Source organism: Gracilibacillus caseinilyticus, from assembly GCF_022919115.1.
In the GTDB taxonomy this organism is placed as follows: Bacteria; Bacillota; Bacilli; order Bacillales; family Amphibacillaceae; genus Gracilibacillus; species Gracilibacillus caseinilyticus.
This window is the reverse complement of sequence record NZ_CP095072.1, coordinates 2996141-3020864: the sequence shown is the minus strand read 5'-3', so window position 1 is coordinate 3020864 and position 24724 is coordinate 2996141. Positions and strand designations below refer to the sequence as shown.

Here is a 24724-nt window from a genome sequence, read left to right as displayed (position 1 = left end):
ATACTCCTTTCTTTTACGGCATTGGATAGTCATCTGTATTGGGCCCCGGCACAGGAAAAGCATTGTCCGGTTCTCCTGGTGTTGGTGCTACTGTTCCATCTTCACTAGGAATAGGAGCCGTATTATTTCCCTCACTTGGTGTAGGCGCTGTATTTTCTCCTTCTCCGGGTGTCGGTGCGACGTTCTCCGGTTCTTCCGGTGATGGTGCAACATTTTCGGGTTCAGAAGGTGCTGGCGCTACATTCTCCGGCTCGGTTGGTTCCGGTGCAATATTTTCCGGTTCCTCCGGTTCGCTTGGAGCCGGGTTCTCCGGTTCGCTCGGCACAAATATTTCTTGTTCTGGCATGGATTCTAGTGGATCATTAATGTCAAACCCTCCACTTTCGTCTTCTCGCACCTCGATATCCGGAGCGTTGTCCTTAATGTCGTTTGCGTCAAAACCTTCTAATCCATTTGCCTCTTGTCCTGTTGGTTCTTGCAAATTACCATCGTCTAATGGTGGAGGGTACGGAGGAGCTGACATTTCGCCTGGTGGACTTCCTAGCATGTTTTCAACTTCTCCAACCAAACTAGGTACAATCGAATCTTTGAATGTATCTGCAACGCTATCCCAATCTGGTGCAGGGGGTATGACTGATATAACGTCGTCCATTTTATCCATGTAATCTTGCCAACCAGGTGTATTGAAAATGCATCCACAATTATTATTGCCATTCCCATCGCTTGTCCCTTCACAATTACTGTTCTGCTCTATAATTCCGGATGCTGTAACGGTTTCTGTCGCTATAACGCTGTTTCCGGAATAAAACGTGTACGTAAAGGAACCATTACACGTTAGCGTTGTATAGTCGTCTCCATCTACAACATCGTAGTTCCAGGTCGTTCCAGTTGCATCTTGTGTGATCGTAAAGCTATCTGCACCCGACGTGTCCATGTAGACATAATAGGTATCATCTGCTGCACTATATTCGCTACTTGTTATACCGGCAGCAAAAGCATTGATAGGAAACATAAAAAATACAACAATTAAAAACAGTAGTATTTTTTGCATAATCTTCTCCTTTAATATAAAAAGCCAGGAGGATAGCATTTAAACTATCTACCCGGCTTTTTTACCATCCTAATTAAAACTATTTACTTTTTGCTGCTGAAAAAGATTGACGGATAAGACCAATAACTTTTGGCACAAATACAAAGGCTAATGCTAAGAGTACGAATCCACCAACTAAACCTAAAAGACCATTACCACTTGCAATTAAATCTGTTACATCAAATGGTAAAGAAAGACCTGACCAATCAATTCCAGGTGTCGGTTCTTCCATGCTTATGACCTCCCTTTAAAACTATTTACTTCTTGCTGCTGAAAATGATTGACGGATAAGACCAATAACTTTTGGTACAAACACAAAGGCTAGCGCTAGGAGTACGAATCCACCTACCATTCCTAATAATCCGTTACCGCTTGTAATTAAATCTGTTACATCAAATGGTAAAGTTAAACCTGTCCAGTCGATTGACATAATAAAAATCCTCCCTTAAATGTAGAAATAAAATTTATAATATCGGCTGTGCCGATTATTAACTTAATAGCGCCTTATCTCGTAATCGTCTTCGTGATCTTCCCCGTCTTTAGCTGACTTGTGAAAGAGTCTAACGACTAAACCTATTAATAGTCCGGCTGTTGATAAAGCAAAAACTAGCATAATACCTGGCTGAATTGTTTGTAGTAACATCTTCACATTACCCCAAAACTCGCCCATGTTCTGATCTGTCCAAAATGTAATCGTATAAAGCATAATCATTCCCTACTGTTCTTCACTGCTCTAATGACTACAAAAAGTAACAAACCAACGGTAATAACAGCAACAGTAATCATTAGAAACGGCGCAACTGTTTTAAGAAAAAAACCAAATGACTCCCAATAAAAATTCCAATCCCAAACGCCGGATAAATTCATGTTATTCCCCCTTACTTAGTCGATAGATTTTCAAGGCTGTTAAACTAATAGATAAAGTAACAGCAAACGTAATTAGCGTTGTCATCACGTCCGGGTTCCCTAGAAAAATCTTTAAGGCTTCTGCCATCAGTCCGCCTATTTCCATCTTCTAGTGCCCCTTTCTATCGATGTAAAGAGTAGTTGGCAAATAGGAGCGATTAAAAGACAAGCTGAGATAAAAGCAACGTACACAAGGAATACTTCTTTCGGACTACTTTCTACTACTTCAAACATTGCATTTCTACCTCCTAACCACTCGATCAATGACCAGGAATAACAAAATAGCAGCTAGAGCCAACATTATGACTAGGTCACCCAATGTCATTTCATGAATAACATGAATTTCGCCTGAATCGGTCACGAACCTTGTCATTTCTCTAGGGTCAATCGGTGACGTTACTTGCGGTTCTGTCATATCGCCTTACCTACCTTTTCATAAAAAGCAATGAAATATCGCTAGGTGTATACACCTGTTAGACCCTTTTATAAAGAAAAGGTCTACAACATTTTTTACATTGCATTAATATAATACAAAGTTATCATGTATATAGGCCTACTTATATGCCAAAACTTTTCTCAAATTCAATGAAGAAAATAACTTATTAAATAACTACTTTTGGCATCATGTGTTTTCTATTATTTAGTTTTTAAGGACGTGCAAAATTTTATATATATAAATATATTAAAATACCACACGTTTTTAAGATTTAATTTACTGATTTAACACTATTAGTTTGATGAACAAAGGATCTTCCTGTTTTATGTATTCCAGTTTCTAATGTATCGATCCATGTCATTAAATCTTTCTTGGTACATCCTTCTTTCTTTAATTCTTGTGGAAATGTGGAATAGTCTTGTTGCCATTTATACATTTGCTTTAATGCCTTCTCAATTCTTCCAAATCCATATACAGTCTTATTATTTCTCTCATAAAACTCTCTAACACAATATTTTTTCAGGTAAAGATATGTCTTGCCTTTCGCTTTTACTCTTTCCAAGTACAATAAAAACTCCTCCTATCCTATTTTTTGCCGTTTATTCAACCACTGTATGAATCCTGTTGCATCTTTTAAACCACGTTCAAATGAACAGTTTTCTCGGACGATTTTAACCTTGTAGGGTTTCACACCCCCTTTAAAGTAATTTAGTCTGTAGACACTGACCAATTCATTTTCATACCTTTCGATATACAGATAGGAACCATAGCCATAGCGATACTCATATAGATCACCATGACCATAGATATTAAAACCTTTACTATATGCATCCTGGTTCTCTTGTAATCGAGCGATGATTTTATATTTATTTTGTTTTATTTTCTGTTTTAATGTTTCTATGTTATGATTTTTGTCATATAGTAATTTCAATTTTTTGTTATCATGTAGTATGATTTCTATATTATGGACATATAGTTCATCTAAGAGGTTATTTAGCATCTTTTTGCCTCCTCTAGTTACTTTTGAGTTACTTAGTTACCACTAGTTACTTAAAATCCTTATTAATCTATTAATATTTTTCATATAGCAGTAATCGTAAAATAGATAACTTAAGGTAACTAAGTAACTTTAAATGATATCTTCATCAAAATCAGAACTTAAACCAATACCAAAAAAGTACAATTTGTTACCAGTAGATTTACGTTTAGGAAAACCTTTCATTACGAGACGATTATTAAAGGCACGTTTCTTCATTGGGTATTCTCCAACTGATTCAGCCCACTCTAAATATTCTTTGTGCAAAATTGTAGCCTGGACCTTTACTTCAGGATTAATCACACATCGTTCATCTAAAAAGGTTGCTAATAGATCCATTTCCTCTTTATATTCATCTGTAGCGTTCTTCACTTCTTCCGGCTCTCCTAAGCCTTCCTTTTGCCATTTAATACAGCCATCCACTGCCCACTTTAAAATACCAGGCAATTCAGCTTGTAATTTCTCTGGCAAGTGCTTGTCCACGTCTTTTTTTGGAATTGTACGATCAAAAGGAATCAACCTAATTCTGCGCCATATGCCTTCATCATCACCTTTAACAATCGGCTTATGATTCGTGGTAAAGAAAATCTTAAACTCTGGCATAAATTCAAAGAATTCTTTTCTAAGAAATCGTGCTGTGATTGGTTCACCACCTGTAAGCTGTTTAATCAGTGCCTCTGATAACTTCTGGCCGTCTTCACTTTCAACAGCTGATACAAAGCGTGACCCATGCAATCTCGCAATATCATTGTTAATTCCACCTTCATTTATTTTCGTGGTGAATGTATCTGCATTCGTTTGTTTGCTGTAATCACCTAACAAGTCTTTTACTATATTGATCAATGTACTTTTACCATTACGACCAGTTCCCCAAAGGAAAAACGCTACTTGTTCGCTTGTATCTCCAGTTAGTGCATAACCCATTGACTTTTGAATGAAATCGATCAATTCGAATTTAATTTCACCACTGTCTTTTTTGAAAATACTCTGTAAGAAACCAAGCCAGTTCGGACATTGAGCCTGTGGATCATAATTAATGTGAGTATTTTTAGTCATTAACCGATCTCTGTCATGGCTTAATAACTCGCCAGTTTTTAAATCAATAACACCGTTGGCACAATTCAATTTATATTTATCTTGGTTGAGTTCCTCTTGTGATACTGGCAGCATTGCTTGTGCCCTTGCTATACTATTTAAAAAAACGGAACTTCTCTCTGTGCTTTGTGCCCATTTCCAAAGGTTTTTACGTTCGTCGGTATCATTTAAGTCTTGGATCTCCCCATACATTTCACGAAACGTTTTGATTGCGATTCGTTCTATTTTTCGTTTATGATCTTGCTTCCACGTTGAGCCGTTCCATATCAGCCATTCCTCAAATTCCACACAATACTTTAAATCCTGTCCGTTCCGGTAAACTAAACGTTCCGCATTACCCATTTCCGTTAAATTAAAGCTAGGTTTATCATCATCACTCACTGTATGTGTTGATTGCTGTCGTGGTGGTATTGATTCAGTAACTTGATAATTAGTACCAGACGGTTCAAATTGAAATGCACTGCGTAATGTATTCGCAAATTCTGTTTGATCTATGCTAGGAACAAAAAAATAACGATTTAAGAAACTGACAATGTATAAAACATCTTTCTGAGAGTAACCAAACTCTATCAATCTGCAACAGTGGGCATACATTGTATTGTTTCGAGATCCTTCGCTTACTGGTAAATGAAAAGGTCGTGCATGATCATTGGATAATTTCTTTAATCTTTCAAAGAAAATCGGCATTTCATCGAGATCACCATTTGCAATATGTACCCATTCACGTCCTTCTGTGTTCTCACTAGGCAATACGATTTGTCCCCTACCTGATAGTCGATAATCGCCAACGAAACCACCTGCCATAAGTACCTTTGCATCTTGACCTCTAACTTTGCCAGTAGACTTAAAAAAGAATTGATACCCTCTAACTGTTTTAATAGCATGAAACTGGAAGTCAGCTGCATATAGTGCATCATATATAGCTTGTCCTTCCTGCTGATCATCGATATCAATCACATCATAGCCATCAGGGATGACTAAGCCTGTCCAACCTTTTTGATGCAGCCATTGATTCGATTCTTTTTCCGTTAATCCAGGAAGATTAAGGTCTTGCCACTTCTTCATAAATGGTCGTTTGGCTACACTGTAATCTTGTTCTCTATTTATTTTGGAATAACCGATCAGCTTAATGATTTTTAATGAATGTTCAGCTGACGGGAATAGTTGTGATAAATTAGTTTCATCTACTGTCGCAACTGCTAAACTCAAAAGTATTTCCTCCTTCTAGTTGTATAAACTTTTAAAAATAGGAGAAGAATGATAAAGTATAAATAGGTAGTATTTGACTGTAGTAAGTGTTGTCGCACTTGCTACTTTTTTTATGGCTTTATCATTCAACTCTCACACCTACTTCTCGATAAACTTCACTGCAAAATCGATCTTTACGCCTTTTCTTTGTAGATCGTTCACTAATATAATTAAACGCTGTTTCTTATTGTATTTTGCTAGTTTCATAGTTTAGGTATTCACCAACTTCATAGTCGGATTATTTGAAATCTCTTCTGCTGTAAAATATGGCTTTAATGCTTTTTCAAAGGCTTCTTCTCTTGGCATATCACCATAAGTAACTTTTCTGATCTTATACGTTACTTTTTTCTTCGTTGCTTGCTTTGCCATTTACATCACCCCTGTTACTAAAATATGCAGCAACATTATGTGGACTAACCTTCTTTTTTTGTTATTGGTTAAGCTGACCATTTATAGTAAGTTATCTTTAATCAGCTCTTCATCGTTAGTTGTTTTGATTCAGTTATTAACTGATTCATTTTTTGAATGGTGTAGTTATAAGATTTACAGTGTCTTAATTCGTTAAATCTGTTATCGAAATGAATGTCATATGTCCAATCATCTGTAACGATAAGCAAAGACGTCCTTCCTTGATTTAGAAAGTGTGTAATATCACAAAGCTTCACATTATCTAAAGCATCATTCATTTTTAAAACAGCTTGAATTCGTTTCACTACTGATTCAGAATGCAGATCAGCAATTAGATCATTGTCTAAGCCTCTTGTTTTGAATGTTTTGATTTTCATTAATAAAACCTCATTTCATTTATAATCAATACCGTAAGCAAAAAAGGATCTTATGCAGTATTAACTTTTCGAATTGCATAGCGACTAGGTAAAAAAATTTGATCCTTATCCAGATTGTATAACTTTGCAATTTGTTCAGCTCTCTGAGAACTTACTTGTCTGTGACCATTTTCTATTTGTGATAAATATCCTGCTGAAATTTCTAACAAACACGCTGCCTTTTCAATACTAAGACCAGCATTAAATCTAGCCTTTTTCAAAGAATTCATTATAAAACACCACCTTTAACTTTGCGTTTTGAATAGCTTTGATTATATCTTACTTCACAATTTGCAAAGCGCCAATTCATTTTGCAAAGTTCTTGTAGAATTATTTAATATTCGCAAACTGCAAAGTATAATTAAAGATAATGATTAAACAAGTAAGGAGGAGTTCTCTTGGATGAAAAAATCTTAGGAAAAAGAATTAGAAAGCTACGTCAAGACAAAAAACTAACGATGAAACAACTTGGAGAAAAGTTTTCTTTAGCTGAGTCAACGATTTCTGGATATGAGAACGGGAATAGAAAACCTGATATGGACTTGGTGATTAAATTAGCCGATTTCTTTGAAGTATCGGTGGATTATTTATATGGGAGAGAAGAAAAGCAATTAGATCATGATAACTTATTCTTTTTTGACATGGAAGGATTAACTGAAGAGGAAATCAATGATATAAAACGGCATATCGACTACGTAAAGTGGAAGGCTAAACAAGAAAGAGGAGAGTAACTTGACAAAGAAAGATATAAACAATTTAAAAAGTTTAATAGGAGGATCAATAGTAATTATTGGTCTATTACTGTGGAACAAGCTCCCTATGAATTTTTCTGCTATCTATTACTTATTAGGGCTTTTTCTTGGGGGAGCCATTGTAGCTGAAATTATATGTTCATTCATTCCAGTTAAGAAAACTAAGAGAAAAACTGCTAATAAAAGGACTAAAAAAGTAAAATCTAAATCTGTTAATAATAAAGACATTCCCCCTAATATCTTGCGATCAAAAAAAGAAATACTAACTTTACCTTTAGAAAAAATATCATGGCGTGAATTTGAAGAAATATGCTACCTATACTATAAAGCAAAAGGATGTAGACCAAGACGTACAAGTGAAGGAGCAGATGGTGGAGTTGATTTAATTATTTATTCAAAGAAAGATATGGCCTATGAAGCAGTTCAAATAAAACATTACATAAACTCAGGAAGACAGATCGACGTAAGACCAATAAGGGAATTAGACTCAGCAAAAAAAAATGAAGGTTGTCCATTAGGAAGGTTTATTGCTTCTACTACTTTTACAAATCCAGCAATGATAGAAGCTGGTGATAGAAGGATTGAAACAAATAGTATTGAGTGGGTAAGAAGTACCCTTGATACATGGCGAAGAAAAGAAGCTACACGGTTAAAATACGAATAATATTGTCTATTTGAAATTTTTTAATAAGTCTTAAAGGCTTATTTTTTTATTGATTAATAGAACGTTTGTTCGTATAATATTAAAGAGGTGATTAAATTGTCCTACATATACAAACCATTCGACTTAGAAAGATGGATATCTAAGCATTATTTAAAGAAAGGGATTACTAAACCTTCACATATGGATATCGAAGAAATAGCTAAATCATTTGACGTACAATTAGGATATAGAGAAAAACGGTCTTACTCTTTTGCATATGGAAACAGCAAAATTATCAGCATTGATTCTAAATTGACCATTGAAGAACAGCATGAACAGTTTTTTCACGAACTCTGTCATATCCTTAGGCACTGTGGATCTCAATTAATCATGCCTAAAGCATTTCGAGATCTTCAAGAATGGGATGCTAAACGCTTTACTCGTTATGCTGCCATTCCGTTACATATGGTGCAGCAATTTGATTTAAAAAGTGATTTCGTAATAGAAGAAATGTCCTACAAATTTAACATTAATTCATTTATTGTTAAAGAGAGATTAGAGGGAATATATAGAAATAAAAGAATAGGATAATATAACTATTTATTGTATAATATATGTATATTATTTAAAACTTGTAGGAGGGATTAGATGATTTATAAATTACAGATTAATGAACTGAATGGAGAGAAAGATAATAACAAAAACATTAGATTTTATAATGATTTGACAATACTAGTTGGAGATAATGGTTCAGGAAAAACTACTTGCCTAGACATTTTAAATTCAATTTTAACAAATTCATACTTAAAATTATTTAATCATGAATTTAGTAGCATAATACTAGATACTAGCAATGAAGTTATTTCTATTTCAAAAACAAACGCAGAAATTTTGAATGTAAAGATTTCAACTTCAAATGACGTTTTCGAATTTAAGGTAATGAATAATAGAGATGAATCTGAATCTCCCGAGCCATTTGTTAACTTTAATTCTATTTACTTTCCAACGTTCAGAAGAATCGAAACAGATTTTTTAGAACTTAGTAATTCACTCTATAGAAATTCGATAAATCAATTACATAGACATGAAGAATATGTAGGCAAAAGATATATTGAAGATCTTTCGATTCGTTTATCTGAACAAAATAGAATTATATTAGGATTAACTAATAAAGATATTAATAAACTAATTTCGAAGAAGTGGAATGAAGTAATAGAGTTTGAAAAAACAAAATTAAATCAACTTATTAAAGACTTCTTTTTATCTTTAGTTGACATCTCTATGATAGATAATGGTTTTCCACTCACAAACAATATAGAAATCGACGAAATTAATAATGGTTTAGAAAATTTGTTTGTAACAGCTGGTTACATAGAAAGAGATGACATTAGCTCCTTAAACATGATTAAGGAATATACTAACTCAATTGAATGGTCCAAAAAAACTTTGGAAACTCCTAATTCAAATGATAATATAACAGAAGCATTAAAAGTAATGATTTCGTATGAGAAAGTTGAAAAACTTATCCAAATGTACAATGAGGCTCATAAAGAAATTAGTAAGAAAAAAGCTCAATTTGACAATTTAAAGATGACATTAAGTAAGTTCTTAAACAAAAAAGTAGAATTAGAGGATGGAAATCTAATCTTTATAAAAAAGGGGAGAATATTAAAATATGAAGATTTATCGGCAGGGGAAAAACAATTAGTTGCTTTATTCGTTTACACAAAATTATCTGCAGATAATGAATCTATAGTAATAATTGATGAGCCTGAATTATCACTTCATATTAAATGGCAAAGAGAATTAATAGAAGCTCTCATGGATGGTGAGAACGATAAGCAATTCATTATCTCTACTCACTCACCATTTATAATTTCAAATAGTCACAAACATATATATGAACTCGGAGAAGTAGGAGAGTATTCATATGAATTCTAGTACACCTAAATTAACAATACAAGATAAATTAAATACCAGATTTTTTGGCGATAATACTCCTGCTCTGATAGTAGAGGGAAAAACGGATACTATGGTTTATGAACGGTTATTAATTAATAGTCAACTTGATTGGAAAGAAATCGATATAGTTATAGGGTTAAGTAAGTCTAACATTCTAAAACATCATGACCAGGGACTACCATTTAAGTATGTCGCTTTACTTGATGCAGATTATGATTATTATTTTGATCAAATTATAGACGATGATAATTTAATTTATACAAAATTTTACAATATGGAGAATTATTTAACTACTAAAAATGTATTAAAACGTATAATTAAGGATTTTAATTCGGTAAGTAGTAAGCATATTAATGAAGATGATATCTTGAATGAAGCTATTGAAGCAATTATCCCATTTATTCTATCTTGTATAGCAAAGATTAAATATGACTTGCCCATTTCCCTAGAAGATCAAAATATAGAAAGATGGTGGCATAATAGTGAAAAAAGAATAACCATTTCTAACATGCATGCTTATATAGATGATGAATTAAAGAAACGTGACTTCGAAATTGATATTAATTGGTCAGAGTTAAATGAAGAATATGAAAACTTACTCGAAACCCACTCAATAGATAAATTTTTAAATGGTAAACATAAATTAGACGCTATCTATAAAATGTTCAAAAAACATTTTCCAGACCATATGGCTCATAGAGGCATAAATCCATTTAAAGTTGATTTAATAAGACACATTAATAGTTGTACTCATGCAAACGAATTATTAGATAGTATTGACTATAGATTTCAGAAAATATTATCTGTATCACTTTAACAGTAAATTGGTTAATAAATTAAAAGTATCTGTATTTATTCAGATACTTTTGGTTTGTTATCATACCACATTGCATTCGAGATGTGATTACGAACAGTTTTTTGCGAGATAAATAATTCCTCAGCTATTTCTTTTGTTGTTTTGTCTTGTACTAGTAGCTCAAATACTTCTCTTTCCCGTTTCGTTAGTAATTGCTTCGGCTTGTAGTCATTTTCTTTCAAATGTGAACCCCTCCTTGCTAACTTTAGGGCGTTGAAAATAAGAGGGTAATTACTTAGTCAAAATTATAATATGTAAACAGATGGGAAGGTGTGCTCCTACAAACCGTCTAATTCCCGATATTTTATTATTTTATTTCTGAAAGTGAAGATTCCTATAATGTAATGGAAACTGTATTTATGGGGAAACAATCAAAAAGTGTAAGGCTTTTATCATCTCAACCATTAAATAAGAGTAATTTAGCATAACCGCCTGGTCCTAACTAACGTAGGTATTTACACTACTACCTATAATACGGATTATGTCAAGTGTAGCAGTATGTCAATTTGGCTATTTTGAAATGGTATATATGTGTAACAAAGCACCGGAAATATGCTTAAAGGAAGTGCTACAACGTATGAAACAGCTAAAAGCAGTGGTGCTAGGCATTAAAATGTTCAATAAATTGTATTTTAAACAGACCAATATGCTATCTCTTGCATCCGTTTTAGAACTTTAACATTAGCGTAGGGTGCTGAAGATCCACTTTGCGAAGTGCCTTTCTTCACAAAGTTAGCTTCAGCCGTGCCCCGCAGGACGCGAAGTGGTTGGCCGGAGCGGTATCCCAGCACACATAATATATCAAAATGGTCCCAACGCTTGACATAATCCGTATTATATAAGTAAACTTCTATTATCTCAATCTTAAGCGAAAATTTTATAATTCGGCTTTAAAGAGGTAATTCTATATTTTCTTAGCTTTTAAAAGAAAAACCCTTTTCCAGCATATGCGGAAAAGGGTTTTCTTGATTAATAAGCGTTGTCGCTTCCGAAGAAGTTCTTAAATGATTGGATGTTCGTATCACGGTTAAGTGCTGCGATAGAAGTTGTTAAAGGTATACCTTTTGGACAAACCTGTACACAGTTTTGTGAGTTACCACAACCGGAGATGCCGCCATCCTCCATTAATGCTTCTAAACGTTCGCTTTTGTTCATTTCACCTGTAGGGTGAGAATTAAATAAACGTACTTGTGATAGTGGTGCTGGGCCGATGAAATCGGAATTGCTGTTTACATTTGGACAAGCTTCTAAGCATACACCACAAGTCATACATTTAGATAATTCATATGCCCATTGACGTTTTTTCTCAGGCATTCTTGGTCCAGGACCTAAATCATGTGTACCATCGATTGGAATCCATGCTTTTACCTTTTTCAAAGAATCAAACATGCGACTTCGATCTACTACTAAATCACGTACAACCGGGAACGTACTCATCGGTGCTACGCGAATCGGTTGTTCGAGCTGATCGACTAAAGTGGAACAAGCCTGACGTGGCGTTCCATTAATCACCATGGAACATGCACCACAAACTTCTTCCAGACAGTTTGATTCCCACTGTACTGGCGCAACATTCTTACCATCTGCATTGACTGGATGTTGTTGCGTCTCCATTAATGCAGAAATGATGTTCATGTTCTTACGATAGTTGACCTTGAAAGTCTCCTCATAGGGAGGAGAATCCGGGCTGTCTTGACGAGTGACGATTAGTGTCATTTTCTCTTCTGCCATTTCTCTCTACCCCCTTTATTTTTTCTTACTGTAGTCACGTTTTCTCGGTTCAATTAGTGATACATCAACGGCCTCATATTCAAACTTTGGACTGTTGGTAGCTGTATCAAAGGATGCCTTGGTCGTTTTTAGCCATTCCTCATCGTTACGATCTGGGAATTCCGGTTTGTAGTGTGCGCCACGACTTTCATTACGATTATAAGCACCTTGTGTAATCACTCGAGCTAAATGAAGCATGTGCTTCAATTGTCTTGTGAACATCACACCAGAGTTATTCCAGCGAGATGTATCATCCATATTGATGTTTTCCCAACGTTCCAGTAATTCCTGGATTTTTTCATCTGTCTTTAATAGTTTGGCGTTGTCACGAACAACGGTCACATTATCCGTCATCCATTCCCCAAGCTCTTTATGAATCTGGTAGGCATTTTCTTCGCCACGCATATTTAGTAATTCTTCAAATTTTGCTTCTTCTTCTTGTAAGTGACGATCAAATACATCGGAGGAAACATCCTCGATCGTTTTCTCAAGACCGTCCATATACTTAATGGCATTAGGTCCTGCTACCATTCCACCGTAAATAGATGATAATAATGAGTTGGCACCAAGACGGTTACCACCGTGTTGTGTATAATCACACTCACCTGCAGCAAAGATTCCCGGGATATTGGTCATCTGATCGTAATCGACCCATAGACCACCCATTGAATAATGCACAGCAGGGAAAATTTTCATTGGTACTTTTCGTGGATCTTCCCCTACGAATTTCTCATAAATTTCAATAATACCACCGAGTTTAACATCCAGCTCTTTCGGATCTTTATGTGACAAATCCAGGTAAACCATGTTTTCCCCGTTAATACCTAGTTTCTGATTGACACATACATCGAAAATCTCTCTAGTTGCGATATCACGTGGAACAAGGTTTCCGTATGCAGGATATTTTTCCTCAAGGAAGTACCAAGGTTCCCCATCTTTATACGTCCAGACACGGCCACCTTCACCACGAGCAGATTCACTCATAAGGCGAAGTTTGTCATCACCAGGAATCGCTGTCGGGTGAATTTGGATAAATTCCCCATTGGCATAGATAGCACCTTGCAAGTAAAGTCCTGCAGCTGCTGAACCAGTATTAATAACGGAGTTGGTAGATTTACCAAAGATAATTCCAGGTCCGCCAGATGCAAAGATCGTTGCATCTGCTTTGAAGGCTTTCAACTCATGTGACTTAATGTTCTGACCGATAATACCACGGCCAATCCCTTCATCGTCAATGATAGCAGAAATGAATTCCCAGCCTTCATATTTCGTTACTAAGCCTTGTACCTCATAACGACGTACTTGTTCATCTAAAGCGTACAACAATTGCTGTCCTGTTGTTGCACCGGCATATGCTGTACGGTGATGCTGTGTACCACCGAATCTACGAAAATCTAATAAACCTTCAGGTGTACGATTAAACATAACACCCATACGATCCAACATATGAATAATTCCTGGTGCTGCTTCACACATTGCTTTTACCGGTGGCTGATTTGCTAAGAAATCCCCGCCATACACGGTATCGTCAAAGTGTTCCCAAGGAGAATCCCCTTCCCCTTTCGTATTTACGGCACCATTAATTCCACCTTGTGCACAAACAGAGTGAGACCTTTTTACAGGTACGATTGACAATAGATCAACGTGTACGCCTGCTTCTGCTGCTTTTATTGTGGCCATTAACCCAGCCAGGCCACCACCAACAATAACAATATTGCGATCACTCATGTAAACTCACTCCCTCTACTTTCCTGCTACTTAATTAAACGAATGCTAAAATAGCACTAACTCCGACATATGATATTGCTAAGAAAATTAGTAATGTTACATATGTAGCTATCTTCTGTGAGCGAGGTGTTACCGTAATACCCCAGCTGACTAAAAAGCTCCATAAACCATTCGCAAAATGGAAAGTGGTTGAAATAATACCAATAATGTAGAACCATAACATTACCGGATTAGATACGATGTCTTCCATTAGGCTAAAATCTAGTTCTTTCGTTCCCATTCCAATCTGAATTCTTGTTTCCCAAACGTGCCACACAAGAAATACTAATGTGACAATACCTGTGATTCGCTGCAAGTAAAACATCCAGTTACGGAAAAAGCCATAACGTCTCACATTATTCTTGGCAACGAATACGATATAGACACCTAATACGGCATGAAACAAGATCGGCAAGAAGATAACGAAGATCTCCAGCGCATATCGGAATGGCAATGATTCCATAAAATGAGCTGCCTGGTTAAAGTTTTTCTCACCATAAACAGCAAAATGATTCACAACTAAATGCTGCATTAAAAAAATACCGATCGGCACAACCCCTAATAGCGAATGTAACCTGCGATAAAAGAATTCCCTATTCTCCACCTTTTGTACCCCCCTCTGTCATTCATGTCAATTTGCAACATACGACTCTTCTAAACGCTTTTACAGTGAAGCGCTTTACATCTCGTACGGAGATTCTATCTTTCGTTTCATCTCAATTATACGAGAGCTCCCATCCAAAGAAATTCGTATATTGGTACCACATTCATTGTACTTCTATCATGAAAAAGCGTCAAGAAAACGAATTCTTTTTATTCAAAAATTTGTCGATAATCTGGAGAATTTTAGAGAAAATTACTTTTGAACGATTGCAGAATGAATGAAAAAAGGAGATAATGAATACAAACAGTATCGTTTTGATGTAGGCTAGAGAGGGGAACAATTTGTGACACAGAATAAGACAAGCTTAGCAACTATACTTTCAAACTTACAATCTACCAGCAGTGGTTATGATTTGTTACGTTATATTGGATTACCAGAAGTATTGGGACAGGATTCCAATCTGATCTTATATGTAATGGGGAAAAGCTTCGCCCGTCAGGCTGAATGTGCTACATATAACGAAATCCAGGAATTTTTTCAGCATGCTGGTTGGGGAGAAATACGACTGATTCAGGAAAAACGTCGCGGTTTTATTTATCAGCTAGATGGAGAGTTAGTGAAAGCGAGATTAGAAACGATTAAAGATATAGACTTCCATTTGGAAGCAGGCTTTCTTGCGGAAACCATTTTTCAACTTACCAATAAAAGCTGTGAAGGATTAGCGGAAATGAAAAAAGATCACGTACTCTTTCACGTATTACATAATTAAAGCTCCTTATTTCGTAAGGAGCTTTAATTCATTGTGCTTAATTGTTGCAGAATCCGCTCTGCTATCGGCTTTGGAATTCCCAGCTTCGTTATTTCTTCAATGGAGGCCTGTTCAATCTCTTTGATTGATTTAAAATGAGTAAGGAGTGTTTTTTTGCGCTGGGCTCCTACTCCTTCAATTTCATCTAATTTAGAATGAAACGCACTTTTACCTCTTAGCTGCCTGTGAAAAGTAATCGCAAACCGGTGTACCTCATCTTGGATTCGTTGAATAAAATAAAATTCCTGGGAGCGCCTGTCTAACCCTACAATTTCTGGAGGGTCCCCATATAATAGTTCACTCGTTCTATGTTTATCATCTTTCGCTAGACCGCAAAGTGGAATATCAAGACCAAGTTCATTTTCCAGCACCTCGATGGCAGCCGACATCTGTCCTTTCGATCCATCGACAAGAATCAAGTCCGGAAGCGGTGCGTCCTCTTTTAATATTCTCGTATATCGTCTCCTGATGACCTCACGCATCGTTTCGTAATCATCCGGTCCTTCAACACTTTTTATTTTGTATTTGCGGTATTCTTTCTTAGCAGGCTTGCCATCGATAAACACAACCATCGCTGAAACTGGATCTGTTCCTTGAATATTGGAATTATCAAAGGCTTCTATTCGGTGAGGTGTTTCAATGTGAAGCTTTTCCCCCAAGCTTTCAACCGCTCGTATCGTTCGTTCTTCATTTCGTTCAATTAAGCTGAATTTCTCCTGCAAGGCTATCTCAGCATTTTTTCCTGCAAGTTCAACTAACTCTTTCTTTCTCCCCCGCATAGGTATGTGAACGTCCACTTCTAACAGTTGTTTTAATAACTCTGTATCTGTTGCAAGTGGCACAAGAATTTGTTTCGGTTTCGGATGATGATGATGCAAATAAAAACTACCAATAAAGCTGATAAAAGTCTCCTGTGCTTCATCAAAAAACGGAAAAATCGAAATATCCCTTTCGATTAACTTCCCTTGGCGAATAAAAAAGACTTGTACACACATCCAGCCTTTATCATAACTGTAATGGAATACGTCACGATTAACCTGATCATTCATCGTCATTTTCTGCTGTTCCATCACCGATTCTATATGCTGAATCATATCACGAAATTCTTTGGCCCGCTCAAAGTTTAAGTCTTCCGATGCGGCTAACATTTTTTCTTGCAAATCGTTTTTGATTGCCTTATGCCCACCATTTAAGAAACTGACGATTTCCTGTGTGATTTTTTGATAATCTTCTTTGGACGGTGGATCATCTGCACACGCCAAGCATTGATGCATGTGATAATAGAGACAATGACGCCCTTTCGGATTATTGCATTTTCGTAATGGATATAATCTGTCCAGTAATTTCTTTGTCTCTCTCGCTGCGAGCACATTCGGATATGGACCAAAATATTTCCCTTTATCCTTTTTCACTTTTCTCGTGATAATGAGCCGTGGATGCCTTTCATTCGTGATTTTCAAAAATGGATAGGACTTATCATCTTTCAATAACACGTTGTACTTCGGATCATATTTCTTAATCAGGTTCATTTCCAGTATTAATGCTTCTATTTCAGAACTGGTTACAATATATTCAAAGTCTTTTATTTCCCGAACAAGACGTTGTGTTTTTTGATCATTAGCGCCTATAAAATAAGAGCGCACACGGTTACGAAGCAGTTTGGACTTACCGACATAAATAACAGTGTCATGCTTATCTTTCATTAGGTAACACCCTGGCTGCGTCGGTAAAACAGCCAACTTCTCTCTTATATGCTCCTCCAACTACTCACCTCCCAGCTACAATCTTCTTTCCGAAAAGAATCCCTCATTACAGCTTCTGCTATAACAAGGGATTCGCGCATTCCTTATGCATGTTTGTTGATGATTTCAACAAGTGCTTCTTTTGGCTGATAGCCTACTACTTGCTCGACTACTTCACCGTCTTTGAAAAGAAGAAGTGTAGGGATACTCATTACTCCGTATTTACCAGCTGTTTCTTGATTTTCATCTACATCCAGTTTTACGATTTTAACAGTATCGCTCATTTCTCCATCTATTTCTTCTAGCACTGGTGCGATCATTTTACAAGGTCCACACCAAGTAGCCCAAAAGTCTGCTAACACTAATCCCTCACTAGTTTCATTACTAAAAGTCCCATCATTAGCTGCTACGATTGCCATTTATAATTCCTCCTTCATTATTCCAAGTTCCTAACAAGTATAACATTGACAAAAAAATCATACTAATACTTTGCTTATTGTTATCCTATGACAGCAAGTCAAAACTATACCGAAGTTACGTAATAGATACCAACCGCCATAAATATGATGGCAATAACAAGTAATACATACGCTAAAGTCTTCACGAGTCCACTCCCTTACTGGATACTTGAACCGATCACATAAGATAAACCGACTGAAATGACAAGTGATATAAAACCAACTGCACGGTTATCATTTGCTATTTCCTGGTCGATTTTATAAGTTGGGGTTAAAAATTCGAAAATAAAATAACCAAATAATAATAATAAAAATCCGAAGCCACCCCAGGCGATACTTTGCAAAATGGTATCATTATGCTCAATGGAGTAGCGGAAAATATTCGCTATCCCAAAGATCTTTCCGCCTGTTGCCATCGCAACACTCAGGTTACCTTTTTTAATTTCGTCCCAATTTTTGTAGGAAGTTACTAGCTCAAATACAACAAGAAACACAAGTAAACATAAAACAGCGACACTGTATCTGGCAGCAGTCTCCACAAACACGTTCTCCCAAAAGTTCATATTCCAGTCTCCTCCTATTTCAATTCTAGAACCGTAACACCTAGACCACCCTCACCCATATCACCATCTCTGGAATTGGTGATCTTGGAATGTTTCCGGGCAAAAGTCTGCACACCTTTTCTAAGTGCTCCTGTACCCTTCCCATGAATGATTGATACTTTGTTGTATCCTGCGAGAAGGGCATCATCGATGTATTTCTCTAATTGATTAAGAGCATCTTCATAACGTTCGCCACGAAGATCTAGTTCTGGCTTCACATGATACTGTGAACCCCGGACAGTAGCTAAAGGCTTTTCCATAACTGGTTCATCCCGTTTAATGAATAGCAAATCCTTTCTTTTTGCTTTCATCTTCATGATGCCAACTTGTACTTGAAATTCGTTTTTTCCAGTCTGTTCTATGATAGAGCCTTTCTGATCAAGTGATAAAAGACGAACTTCATCGCCTGTCTGCAGCGTTTTGGCTTTTGCTTCATCGAAGACAGGTTCTTGTTTTTTCTGTTTCTTTGTTAACTCCGGCTGAGCTTCATTAAGTAATTTTTTTGCTTCAATCCATTCATGTTCTTTAATTTCAGCTTCAGATTGCATGTTACGAATTTCGGATACGATTAATTCCGCTTCCTCTCTCGCTTTCGTCACTGCTTTCTCTGCCTTTTCTTCTGCTTTTTTGTATAGAGATTCCCGTTCCTGCTCGAATTGCTGCCATTTCTTTTCTAATTCTTGCTTCAGTTGAGCGGCTTCTTCGAGTAATTCATGGGCATCATCATAGTCAGTTTCTGCTTTTCTTCTGGAATCTTCCAGTAAGGCAATCATATTCTCTACACTCTTCGAATCCGTACCAATATGTCCTTTCGCCTCTTCAATAATGCCATCAGTTAATCCCAGTCTTTTCGATATCTCGAAGGCATTACTTCGTCCTGGTACTCCGATTAACAGACGGTATGTCGGCTTTAGTGTCTGTACATCAAATTCAACAGAGGCATTAATAACACCATCACGGTTATATCCATATGCTTTTAGTTCCGGATAATGAGTCGTTGCAATTACATTCGCCTTGCGTTCGATCACATGATCCAGAATCGACATCGCTAGAGCTGCCCCTTCCTGTGGGTCTGTACCTGCGCCAAGTTCATCAAACAAGATTAACGACTGGTCATCAAACTGCGCTAAGATGTCCACAATATTTGTCATGTGCGAGGAGAACGTACTCAGACTCTGCTCGATCGATTGTTCGTCCCCAATATCTGCGAACACATCTGAGAACACTGCCATTTCGCAGCCGTCCTGAGCAGGAACCTGTAAGCCTGATTGTGCCATCAGTGTACAAATACCTACCATTTTTAATGTAACGGTTTTACCACCTGTATTTGGCCCTGTAATAACAATTGCCGTATAATCCCTACCTAGTGCAATGTCGTTGGCAACTACTTCACTAGCGTCAAGCAACGGATGACGAGCCTGTTTCATTTTAATGACGCCTTGATCATTCATCGTTGGACGACTTGCTTTCATCTGATGACTTAATTTTGCCCGAGCTACAATAAAATCAATAGCTGCTAGAGCTTCCACATTTGTCATAAGAAAGCTTTCGTCCTCAGCAATTCGGATCGATAGTTCTTTCAAAATCCGTTCGATTTCTCTTTTTTCTTCAACACGAGCCGATTGCAGTTCATTATTTATTTCAACAACAGACTGTGGCTCCATAAATAGTGTCTGTCCAGAGGCAGACTGATCGTGTACGATGCCACCAATGGCAGAGCGGTACTCCTGTTTTACCGGCAACACGTAGCGATCATTTCGGATTGTTATTATCGCATCGGATAACATCTTTGCCTTCGTCTTTGTATAATTATCTAACCGATCTCGAACCTTATTCTCGTTCGTTCTAATTTTAGAACGTAAGCCGCGCAATTTGTCCGAAGCACCGTCCATCATATGGCCATGATCATCGATACAGCTTTTAATCTCACGTTCAAGTTCATTTAATGGCACGATTTGCTCCGATAATTCCTGTAAGATCGGAATGTCGACATCTTCTAAGTGATCGATAAAATGCTTGAGCTGTTTGCCTCCATAAATAGTGCTTGCTACATCAAGACATTCATTAGTGGAAAGGATACCGCCAATTACCGCTCTTTTTACGCTTGGTTTTATATCGACAATTCCCCCTAATGGAACATGACCTTTCAAGCGAATCACATGATAGGCTTCATCGGTTTCGTCTTGCCATCTTACAACCTTATCAAGCTCCGTTGCAGGATGCAGCTTACGCACTTTCTCCTTCCCTAAGGAAGACGCTGCTAATTCCGATAGCTGGTCCAGCACTTTATGAAATTCTAATATTCTAAGAATTCGTTTATTCATTAAACATGATCCTCCATTAATTTGTGTTATGCAATTGATTCATGTAGTCCCGATAAATCCCATCCCTTGCCTTAAGATTTATCTGTTATGAGCTTATAAATGAAGCTGCTTCTCATTATAACAGCAATTTATTTACTCTCCAGCCATTGACGTAATTGCTCGGCTGTCCAAGTATTTACGACTGTTTCTTTTCTCAATTTACCGCGTCTGGCCGTACCGACACCAGTCTTCATATCTTCCAGCATTTGAAAGCTGTGTGCATCTGTATTAATGGCGATTTTTACACCTTTCTTCTGTGCAAGTTCGACCCATTTAGCGGCGAGATCTAGTCGATTTGGATTAGCATTTAGTTCAAGTATCGTGTTGGTACCCTTGGCTTCATTTATCAACCATTCTACATCAACCGAATATCCGTCCCTTTTCCCGATTAGACGGCCAGTAGGATGTGCAATCATATCAACATGCGGATTGTGTAATGCTTGAAGCAGTCGTTCATGAATCTTCTCCTGTGATTGTTGAAAGCTGGAATGGATGGACGCAATGACAAAATCCAGTTCTTGCAGCATATCATTATCGAAATCCAACTTACCATCAGGGAGAATATCCATCTCAACCCCTGTAAACAACTGGATATCCGAATGTTTCGCTTGCACTTGTTCGATTTCTTTCCGTTGCAATCGTAAACGTTCCTCATTTAATCCGTTTGCCACTCGTAAAAACTTGGAATGATCCGTGATCGCGATAAAATCATATCCTTTTTCTTTGGCACGATTCACCATTTCCTCTATCGATTGGGCACCATCACTCCAAGTTGTGTGCATGTGCAGATCACCACGAATCGATGTCAGGTCAACCAGCTCAATCATGGACTCCGCCAGATCGATCTCATCTTTTCCTTCTCGTATTTCAGGTGGAATATAATGCAAACCAAAGCTTTGGTAAAATGCTTGTTCGGAATCGAATGTTTCCGTTTCACCCGTTTCAACATCTTCTACTCCATACTCGCTGATTTTCTTTCCTTGCCCTTTCGCTAATTGCCGCATTAACACATTGTGATCCTTTGAACCGGTAAAATGATGTAATGTCGTTGCGAATTCCTGATCGGTAACCATGCGAAAATCAACACTGATATCATAACGCCCTTCTACTACAATGGACACTTTTGTTTCACCTGCTGCAATCGTATCAATTCGAGATTCGAAGGCTAGTAATTGTTCCCGAACCTGTTCAGGACTATCTGTTGCAATAATAAAATCAAGGTCCTTAACTGTCTCACGAAAACGCCGCATACTTCCAGCAATGGAAAACCGTGAAATTTCTTTAATAGAAGCTAAGTATTGTTCAATTTGTTCCACAATACTTGTTACAACAGATACCGGTAATCGTTCTGGACGTGCACCGATATTATTCAGTGCTTCTAATATTTTTTCTTCTGTTTTTTTGCCGAATCCTTTTAATACTTGGATTTCGTTATTCTCACATGCTTTTCTTAAAGATTCCTCATCCATCACATTCAGCTCATGATAGAGCTTCGCCAGTTTTTTTCCACCTAATCCTTGAAGATGTAAGAGCGGAATCAGTCCTTCCGGTACTTCTTTTTCTAATTGTTGTAACGTATCTGATTCACCATTCGCAACAAATTCTGTGATAACACCAGCTGTTCCTTTTCCCACTCCTTGCAGCTTTGTAAAATCATCTATTTCATCTAATGAACGATCATCTCTTTCCAAAGCTTGTGCTGCTTTACGATAAGCGGAAATTTTGAACGGATTTTCACCTTTTAATTCCATATATGTGGCGATTTTTTCTAATAATTTTATAACGTCTTTTTTGTTCACAGTCATGTATTTCCCCTCACTTTACAGATAAATACCCTTGCTGTCTCTCGTTGCAAGGGCATATGTACTACTCCTTATGAAATGGATCACTTTCAAACCAATAATTCGTCAATTTCTCTGACAATACTGGAGTATGTTCAATAATCGAAGTTGCGATACCTGAATGATCAATCATCGTCTGAATATGTGATACAGGAGCCAATGCTAATATATATAGTGCAACAAAAATAAGCAAATAAACTTCAACAAAGCCTAATACCGCTCCTAACCAGCTGTTGATCAGTCGCAAGAACGGTAAATCAGCAACAAAATCAAGCATGGTAGCGATGATCTGCAGAATAATTTTACTTACAAAAAATAATGCACCAAATGCAATAGCATTATAATAAGCAGTTTCTAAAGGAACTGCTTCTAAGAAAACAGCCCATGACGCATCTGACATAATTTCCGGATATGGAATCCACAGCTCCAAATTAGACGCCAAATCATCATAATAAGTAGCTGCAACAATAAAAGCAACAATAAATCCAGTCAAATGAAGAACTTGCAGGATAAATCCTCTTCTCATTCCAACAAGTACTCCAATTATAAATAAAACAATCAATATTAAATTCACCATGACAACGCTATTCCTCTTTCTCCTCAAGTAATTTTTGTAATACGTCAAACTCTTCTTTTAACTTTATGTAATCATTCATTGTATTAACTGCTGTTAAAACTGCTAAATTCGTAGTGTCCAATGATTTATTAACCTCATGTATTTCACGCATTTTTTCATCGACCAGGCTAGCCACTATGCGTACTTGTTCATGTTTTTCATTCCCTACAATATTGTAGGATCTACCATATATATCAACGGTGGTCCGTGCTTTTTCTGGTTGGGACACCATGATTCCCCCTTCTAGACAAATAACCTTAAAATTAATATTAACATGAAGCATTCAATTAGAAAACTATTCTGATAAAACCTTTCCTGTTATACTTATTATAGAAAATAAGAAAGGACGAATGCTAGTGTCAACTATTGTTTTACAGATTACTAAAAAAGATTTACCAAAGCTAAAAGATTATTACGTAGATTATATTACCAAAGTTCCGGCAAATAGTCTTTTCTTAGCTAAATATAATAATGTCACGATTACAGCCTACCACTCTGGTAAAGTAATGTTCCAGGGACAGCAAGCCGTTACCGAATCAAATAGATGGCAGAAAATCGCGACTAATACGAAGGGATCTTCTCGTGACCAAGGTTCTGTTAATGAACATGATTATATGCCGCCAGAATCATTATTCCGCTCTGCCCATATAGGCACAGATGAAGCTGGTACAGGAGATTATTTTGGTCCGATTACGGTCAGTGCTGTCTATGTTCCCGAAGAAAAAACCGGATTACTGAAATCGTTAGGCATCACCGATTCCAAAACCCTGACAGATGATCGTATTCGTGTATTAGCAAAGGAAATCGTGAAAGAGAAAATTCCGTACACATTAATGACATTACATAATGACAAGTACAACCAACTGCAGAAAAAAGGCTGGAATCAAGGGAAGATGAAAGCAATGCTTCATCAGCATGCCATTCAAAAACTGCTAAAAAAACTGGAAGCCGATCCAGGGGCAGGCATTCTTATCGACCAATTTTGCCAGCCGTCTTCCTATATCAAACATATTAAGCAGGAAGGCATACAATTAGAAAAGCAGACTTACTTTATGACGAAAGCAGAAAGCTATTCTACTGCTGTTGCTGCTGCATCGATTATCGCAAGAGCAAAATTCGTCAAAGAAATGGAGAAACTGTCTTCTCAAGCAGGCATCACTATTCCGAAAGGGGCTTCGAGTAAAGTGGACGAGACAGCTGCATATCTAATTAAAAAGCACGGCTTGGAACACCTATCTGATTTAGCAAAAATGCATTTTGCCAATACCGAAAAAGCACTGAAATTTGCTAAGAAATAACATCTTG

General features: G+C 36.9%; 31 protein-coding genes. 7 read left to right on the top strand and 24 right to left on the bottom strand.

The window, feature by feature from the left end:
• Window positions 1-13: 13 nt before the first annotated feature.
• The 13 genes from MUN88_RS14210 to MUN88_RS14150 all read right to left on the bottom strand — a co-directional run bounded on the left by MUN88_RS14210 (window position 14) and on the right by MUN88_RS14150 (window position 6865).
• On the bottom strand, window positions 14-1051 hold the full coding sequence (locus MUN88_RS14210; protein ID WP_244716164.1) for a hypothetical protein: 1038 nt from the start codon (window positions 1049-1051) through the stop codon (window positions 14-16).
• Between the two features lie 79 nt (window positions 1052-1130).
• On the bottom strand, window positions 1131-1322 hold the full coding sequence (locus MUN88_RS14205) for a hypothetical protein (RefSeq protein ID WP_244716162.1): 192 nt from the start codon (window positions 1320-1322) through the stop codon (window positions 1131-1133).
• A gap of 21 nt (window positions 1323-1343) precedes the next feature.
• Window positions 1344-1520, bottom strand: a complete 177-nt coding sequence (locus MUN88_RS14200; RefSeq protein WP_244716160.1) for a hypothetical protein — start codon at window positions 1518-1520, stop codon at window positions 1344-1346.
• A gap of 63 nt (window positions 1521-1583) precedes the next feature.
• Window positions 1584-1796, bottom strand: a complete 213-nt coding sequence (locus MUN88_RS14195) for a hypothetical protein (protein WP_244716158.1) — start codon at window positions 1794-1796, stop codon at window positions 1584-1586.
• 2 nt (window positions 1797-1798) lie between these two features.
• Window positions 1799-1957, bottom strand: coding sequence for a PTS ascorbate transporter subunit IIC (locus tag MUN88_RS14190; protein ID WP_244716156.1), 159 nt, complete (start codon window positions 1955-1957; stop codon window positions 1799-1801).
• Between the two features lies 1 nt (window position 1958).
• A complete protein-coding gene (locus MUN88_RS14185) occupies window positions 1959-2102 on the bottom strand; it encodes a hypothetical protein (RefSeq protein ID WP_244716154.1) in 144 nt (47 codons plus the stop codon).
• 135 nt (window positions 2103-2237) lie between these two features.
• On the bottom strand, window positions 2238-2411 hold the full coding sequence (locus MUN88_RS14180) for a hypothetical protein (protein WP_244716152.1): 174 nt from the start codon (window positions 2409-2411) through the stop codon (window positions 2238-2240).
• Window positions 2412-2703: 292 nt separating this feature from the next.
• Entirely contained in the window at window positions 2704-3000 is a 297-nt protein-coding gene (locus MUN88_RS14175; protein WP_244716150.1) for a hypothetical protein, read from the bottom strand.
• A 12-nt stretch (window positions 3001-3012) separates the two neighbouring features.
• Window positions 3013-3432 carry a hypothetical protein gene (locus MUN88_RS14170; protein WP_244716148.1) on the bottom strand — a complete coding sequence of 140 codons (420 nt, stop codon included), beginning with the start codon at window positions 3430-3432 and terminating at the stop codon, window positions 3013-3015.
• A 129-nt stretch (window positions 3433-3561) separates the two neighbouring features.
• On the bottom strand, window positions 3562-5772 hold the full coding sequence (locus tag MUN88_RS14165; RefSeq protein ID WP_244716146.1) for a phage/plasmid primase, P4 family: 2211 nt from the start codon (window positions 5770-5772) through the stop codon (window positions 3562-3564).
• A gap of 249 nt (window positions 5773-6021) precedes the next feature.
• Entirely contained in the window at window positions 6022-6180 is a 159-nt protein-coding gene (locus MUN88_RS14160) for a hypothetical protein (RefSeq protein ID WP_244716144.1), read from the bottom strand.
• Window positions 6181-6281: 101 nt separating this feature from the next.
• Window positions 6282-6596, bottom strand: coding sequence for a hypothetical protein (locus tag MUN88_RS14155; protein ID WP_244716142.1), 315 nt, complete (start codon window positions 6594-6596; stop codon window positions 6282-6284).
• 50 nt (window positions 6597-6646) lie between these two features.
• Window positions 6647-6865: a helix-turn-helix domain-containing protein gene (locus tag MUN88_RS14150; RefSeq protein ID WP_244716140.1), complete on the bottom strand. Its 219-nt coding sequence runs from the start codon at window positions 6863-6865 to the stop codon at window positions 6647-6649.
• A gap of 168 nt (window positions 6866-7033) precedes the next feature.
• On the opposite strand from MUN88_RS14150, the gene MUN88_RS14145 reads away from it, so the two are divergent.
• The 5 genes from MUN88_RS14145 to MUN88_RS14125 all read left to right on the top strand — a co-directional run bounded on the left by MUN88_RS14145 (window position 7034) and on the right by MUN88_RS14125 (window position 10809).
• On the top strand, window positions 7034-7366 hold the full coding sequence (locus MUN88_RS14145) for a helix-turn-helix domain-containing protein (RefSeq protein ID WP_244716138.1): 333 nt from the start codon (window positions 7034-7036) through the stop codon (window positions 7364-7366).
• Window position 7367: 1 nt separating this feature from the next.
• Window positions 7368-8051 carry a restriction endonuclease gene (locus MUN88_RS14140; protein WP_244716136.1) on the top strand — a complete coding sequence of 228 codons (684 nt, stop codon included), beginning with the start codon at window positions 7368-7370 and terminating at the stop codon, window positions 8049-8051.
• A gap of 96 nt (window positions 8052-8147) precedes the next feature.
• Window positions 8148-8621 carry an ImmA/IrrE family metallo-endopeptidase gene (locus MUN88_RS14135; RefSeq protein WP_244716134.1) on the top strand — a complete coding sequence of 158 codons (474 nt, stop codon included), beginning with the start codon at window positions 8148-8150 and terminating at the stop codon, window positions 8619-8621.
• 57 nt (window positions 8622-8678) lie between these two features.
• Window positions 8679-9971 (top strand): AAA family ATPase, encoded by a 1293-nt coding sequence (locus MUN88_RS14130; protein ID WP_244716132.1) that lies wholly within the window; start codon window positions 8679-8681, stop codon window positions 9969-9971.
• Entirely contained in the window at window positions 9961-10809 is an 849-nt protein-coding gene (locus tag MUN88_RS14125; RefSeq protein WP_244716130.1) for a DUF4435 domain-containing protein, read from the top strand. The genes MUN88_RS14130 and MUN88_RS14125 overlap by 11 nt, the downstream gene beginning before the upstream one ends.
• 35 nt (window positions 10810-10844) lie before the next feature.
• Here MUN88_RS14125 and MUN88_RS14120 read toward each other — a convergent pair whose 3' ends face one another.
• From MUN88_RS14120 to MUN88_RS14105, 4 genes are all read right to left on the bottom strand, one after another.
• Window positions 10845-11030 carry a helix-turn-helix domain-containing protein gene (locus tag MUN88_RS14120; RefSeq protein ID WP_369809889.1) on the bottom strand — a complete coding sequence of 62 codons (186 nt, stop codon included), beginning with the start codon at window positions 11028-11030 and terminating at the stop codon, window positions 10845-10847.
• Window positions 11031-11817: 787 nt separating this feature from the next.
• Window positions 11818-12579: a succinate dehydrogenase iron-sulfur subunit gene (gene sdhB, locus MUN88_RS14115; RefSeq protein ID WP_244716128.1), complete on the bottom strand. Its 762-nt coding sequence runs from the start codon at window positions 12577-12579 to the stop codon at window positions 11818-11820.
• A 15-nt stretch (window positions 12580-12594) separates the two neighbouring features.
• Complete coding sequence (gene sdhA / locus MUN88_RS14110; protein ID WP_244716126.1) at window positions 12595-14346, bottom strand: succinate dehydrogenase flavoprotein subunit; 1752 nt, start codon at window positions 14344-14346, stop codon at window positions 12595-12597.
• Between the two features lie 34 nt (window positions 14347-14380).
• The gene (locus MUN88_RS14105; protein WP_244716124.1) at window positions 14381-14989 is read right to left on the bottom strand and encodes a succinate dehydrogenase cytochrome b558 subunit; all 609 of its coding nucleotides are present in this window, start codon (window positions 14987-14989) and stop codon (window positions 14381-14383) included.
• Window positions 14990-15332: 343 nt separating this feature from the next.
• On the opposite strand from MUN88_RS14105, the gene MUN88_RS14100 reads away from it, so the two are divergent.
• Window positions 15333-15758 carry a DUF2507 domain-containing protein gene (locus tag MUN88_RS14100; protein WP_244716122.1) on the top strand — a complete coding sequence of 142 codons (426 nt, stop codon included), beginning with the start codon at window positions 15333-15335 and terminating at the stop codon, window positions 15756-15758.
• Window positions 15759-15781: 23 nt separating this feature from the next.
• Here MUN88_RS14100 and uvrC read toward each other — a convergent pair whose 3' ends face one another.
• The 7 genes from uvrC to zapA form a co-directional block, all read right to left on the bottom strand.
• Window positions 15782-17500 (bottom strand): excinuclease ABC subunit UvrC, encoded by a 1719-nt coding sequence (uvrC, locus tag MUN88_RS14095; protein ID WP_369809996.1) that lies wholly within the window; start codon window positions 17498-17500, stop codon window positions 15782-15784.
• Window positions 17501-17643: 143 nt separating this feature from the next.
• Window positions 17644-17958: a thioredoxin gene (gene trxA, locus MUN88_RS14090; RefSeq protein ID WP_244716118.1), complete on the bottom strand. Its 315-nt coding sequence runs from the start codon at window positions 17956-17958 to the stop codon at window positions 17644-17646.
• Between the two features lie 197 nt (window positions 17959-18155).
• Entirely contained in the window at window positions 18156-18560 is a 405-nt protein-coding gene (locus tag MUN88_RS14085) for a DUF350 domain-containing protein (RefSeq protein WP_244716116.1), read from the bottom strand.
• 14 nt (window positions 18561-18574) lie between these two features.
• On the bottom strand, window positions 18575-20923 hold the full coding sequence (locus MUN88_RS14080; RefSeq protein ID WP_244716114.1) for an endonuclease MutS2: 2349 nt from the start codon (window positions 20921-20923) through the stop codon (window positions 18575-18577).
• Between the two features lie 128 nt (window positions 20924-21051).
• On the bottom strand, window positions 21052-22767 hold the full coding sequence (gene polX / locus MUN88_RS14075) for a DNA polymerase/3'-5' exonuclease PolX (RefSeq protein ID WP_244716112.1): 1716 nt from the start codon (window positions 22765-22767) through the stop codon (window positions 21052-21054).
• A gap of 61 nt (window positions 22768-22828) precedes the next feature.
• The gene (locus tag MUN88_RS14070; RefSeq protein WP_244716110.1) at window positions 22829-23380 is read right to left on the bottom strand and encodes a CvpA family protein; all 552 of its coding nucleotides are present in this window, start codon (window positions 23378-23380) and stop codon (window positions 22829-22831) included.
• Window positions 23381-23387: 7 nt separating this feature from the next.
• Window positions 23388-23648 (bottom strand): cell division protein ZapA, encoded by a 261-nt coding sequence (gene zapA, locus MUN88_RS14065; protein WP_244724543.1) that lies wholly within the window; start codon window positions 23646-23648, stop codon window positions 23388-23390.
• Window positions 23649-23769: 121 nt separating this feature from the next.
• Here zapA and rnhC point away from each other — a divergent pair, with 121 nt between their 5' ends.
• On the top strand, window positions 23770-24717 hold the full coding sequence (gene rnhC, locus MUN88_RS14060) for a ribonuclease HIII (RefSeq protein ID WP_369809888.1): 948 nt from the start codon (window positions 23770-23772) through the stop codon (window positions 24715-24717).
• Window positions 24718-24724: the final 7 nt, after the last annotated feature.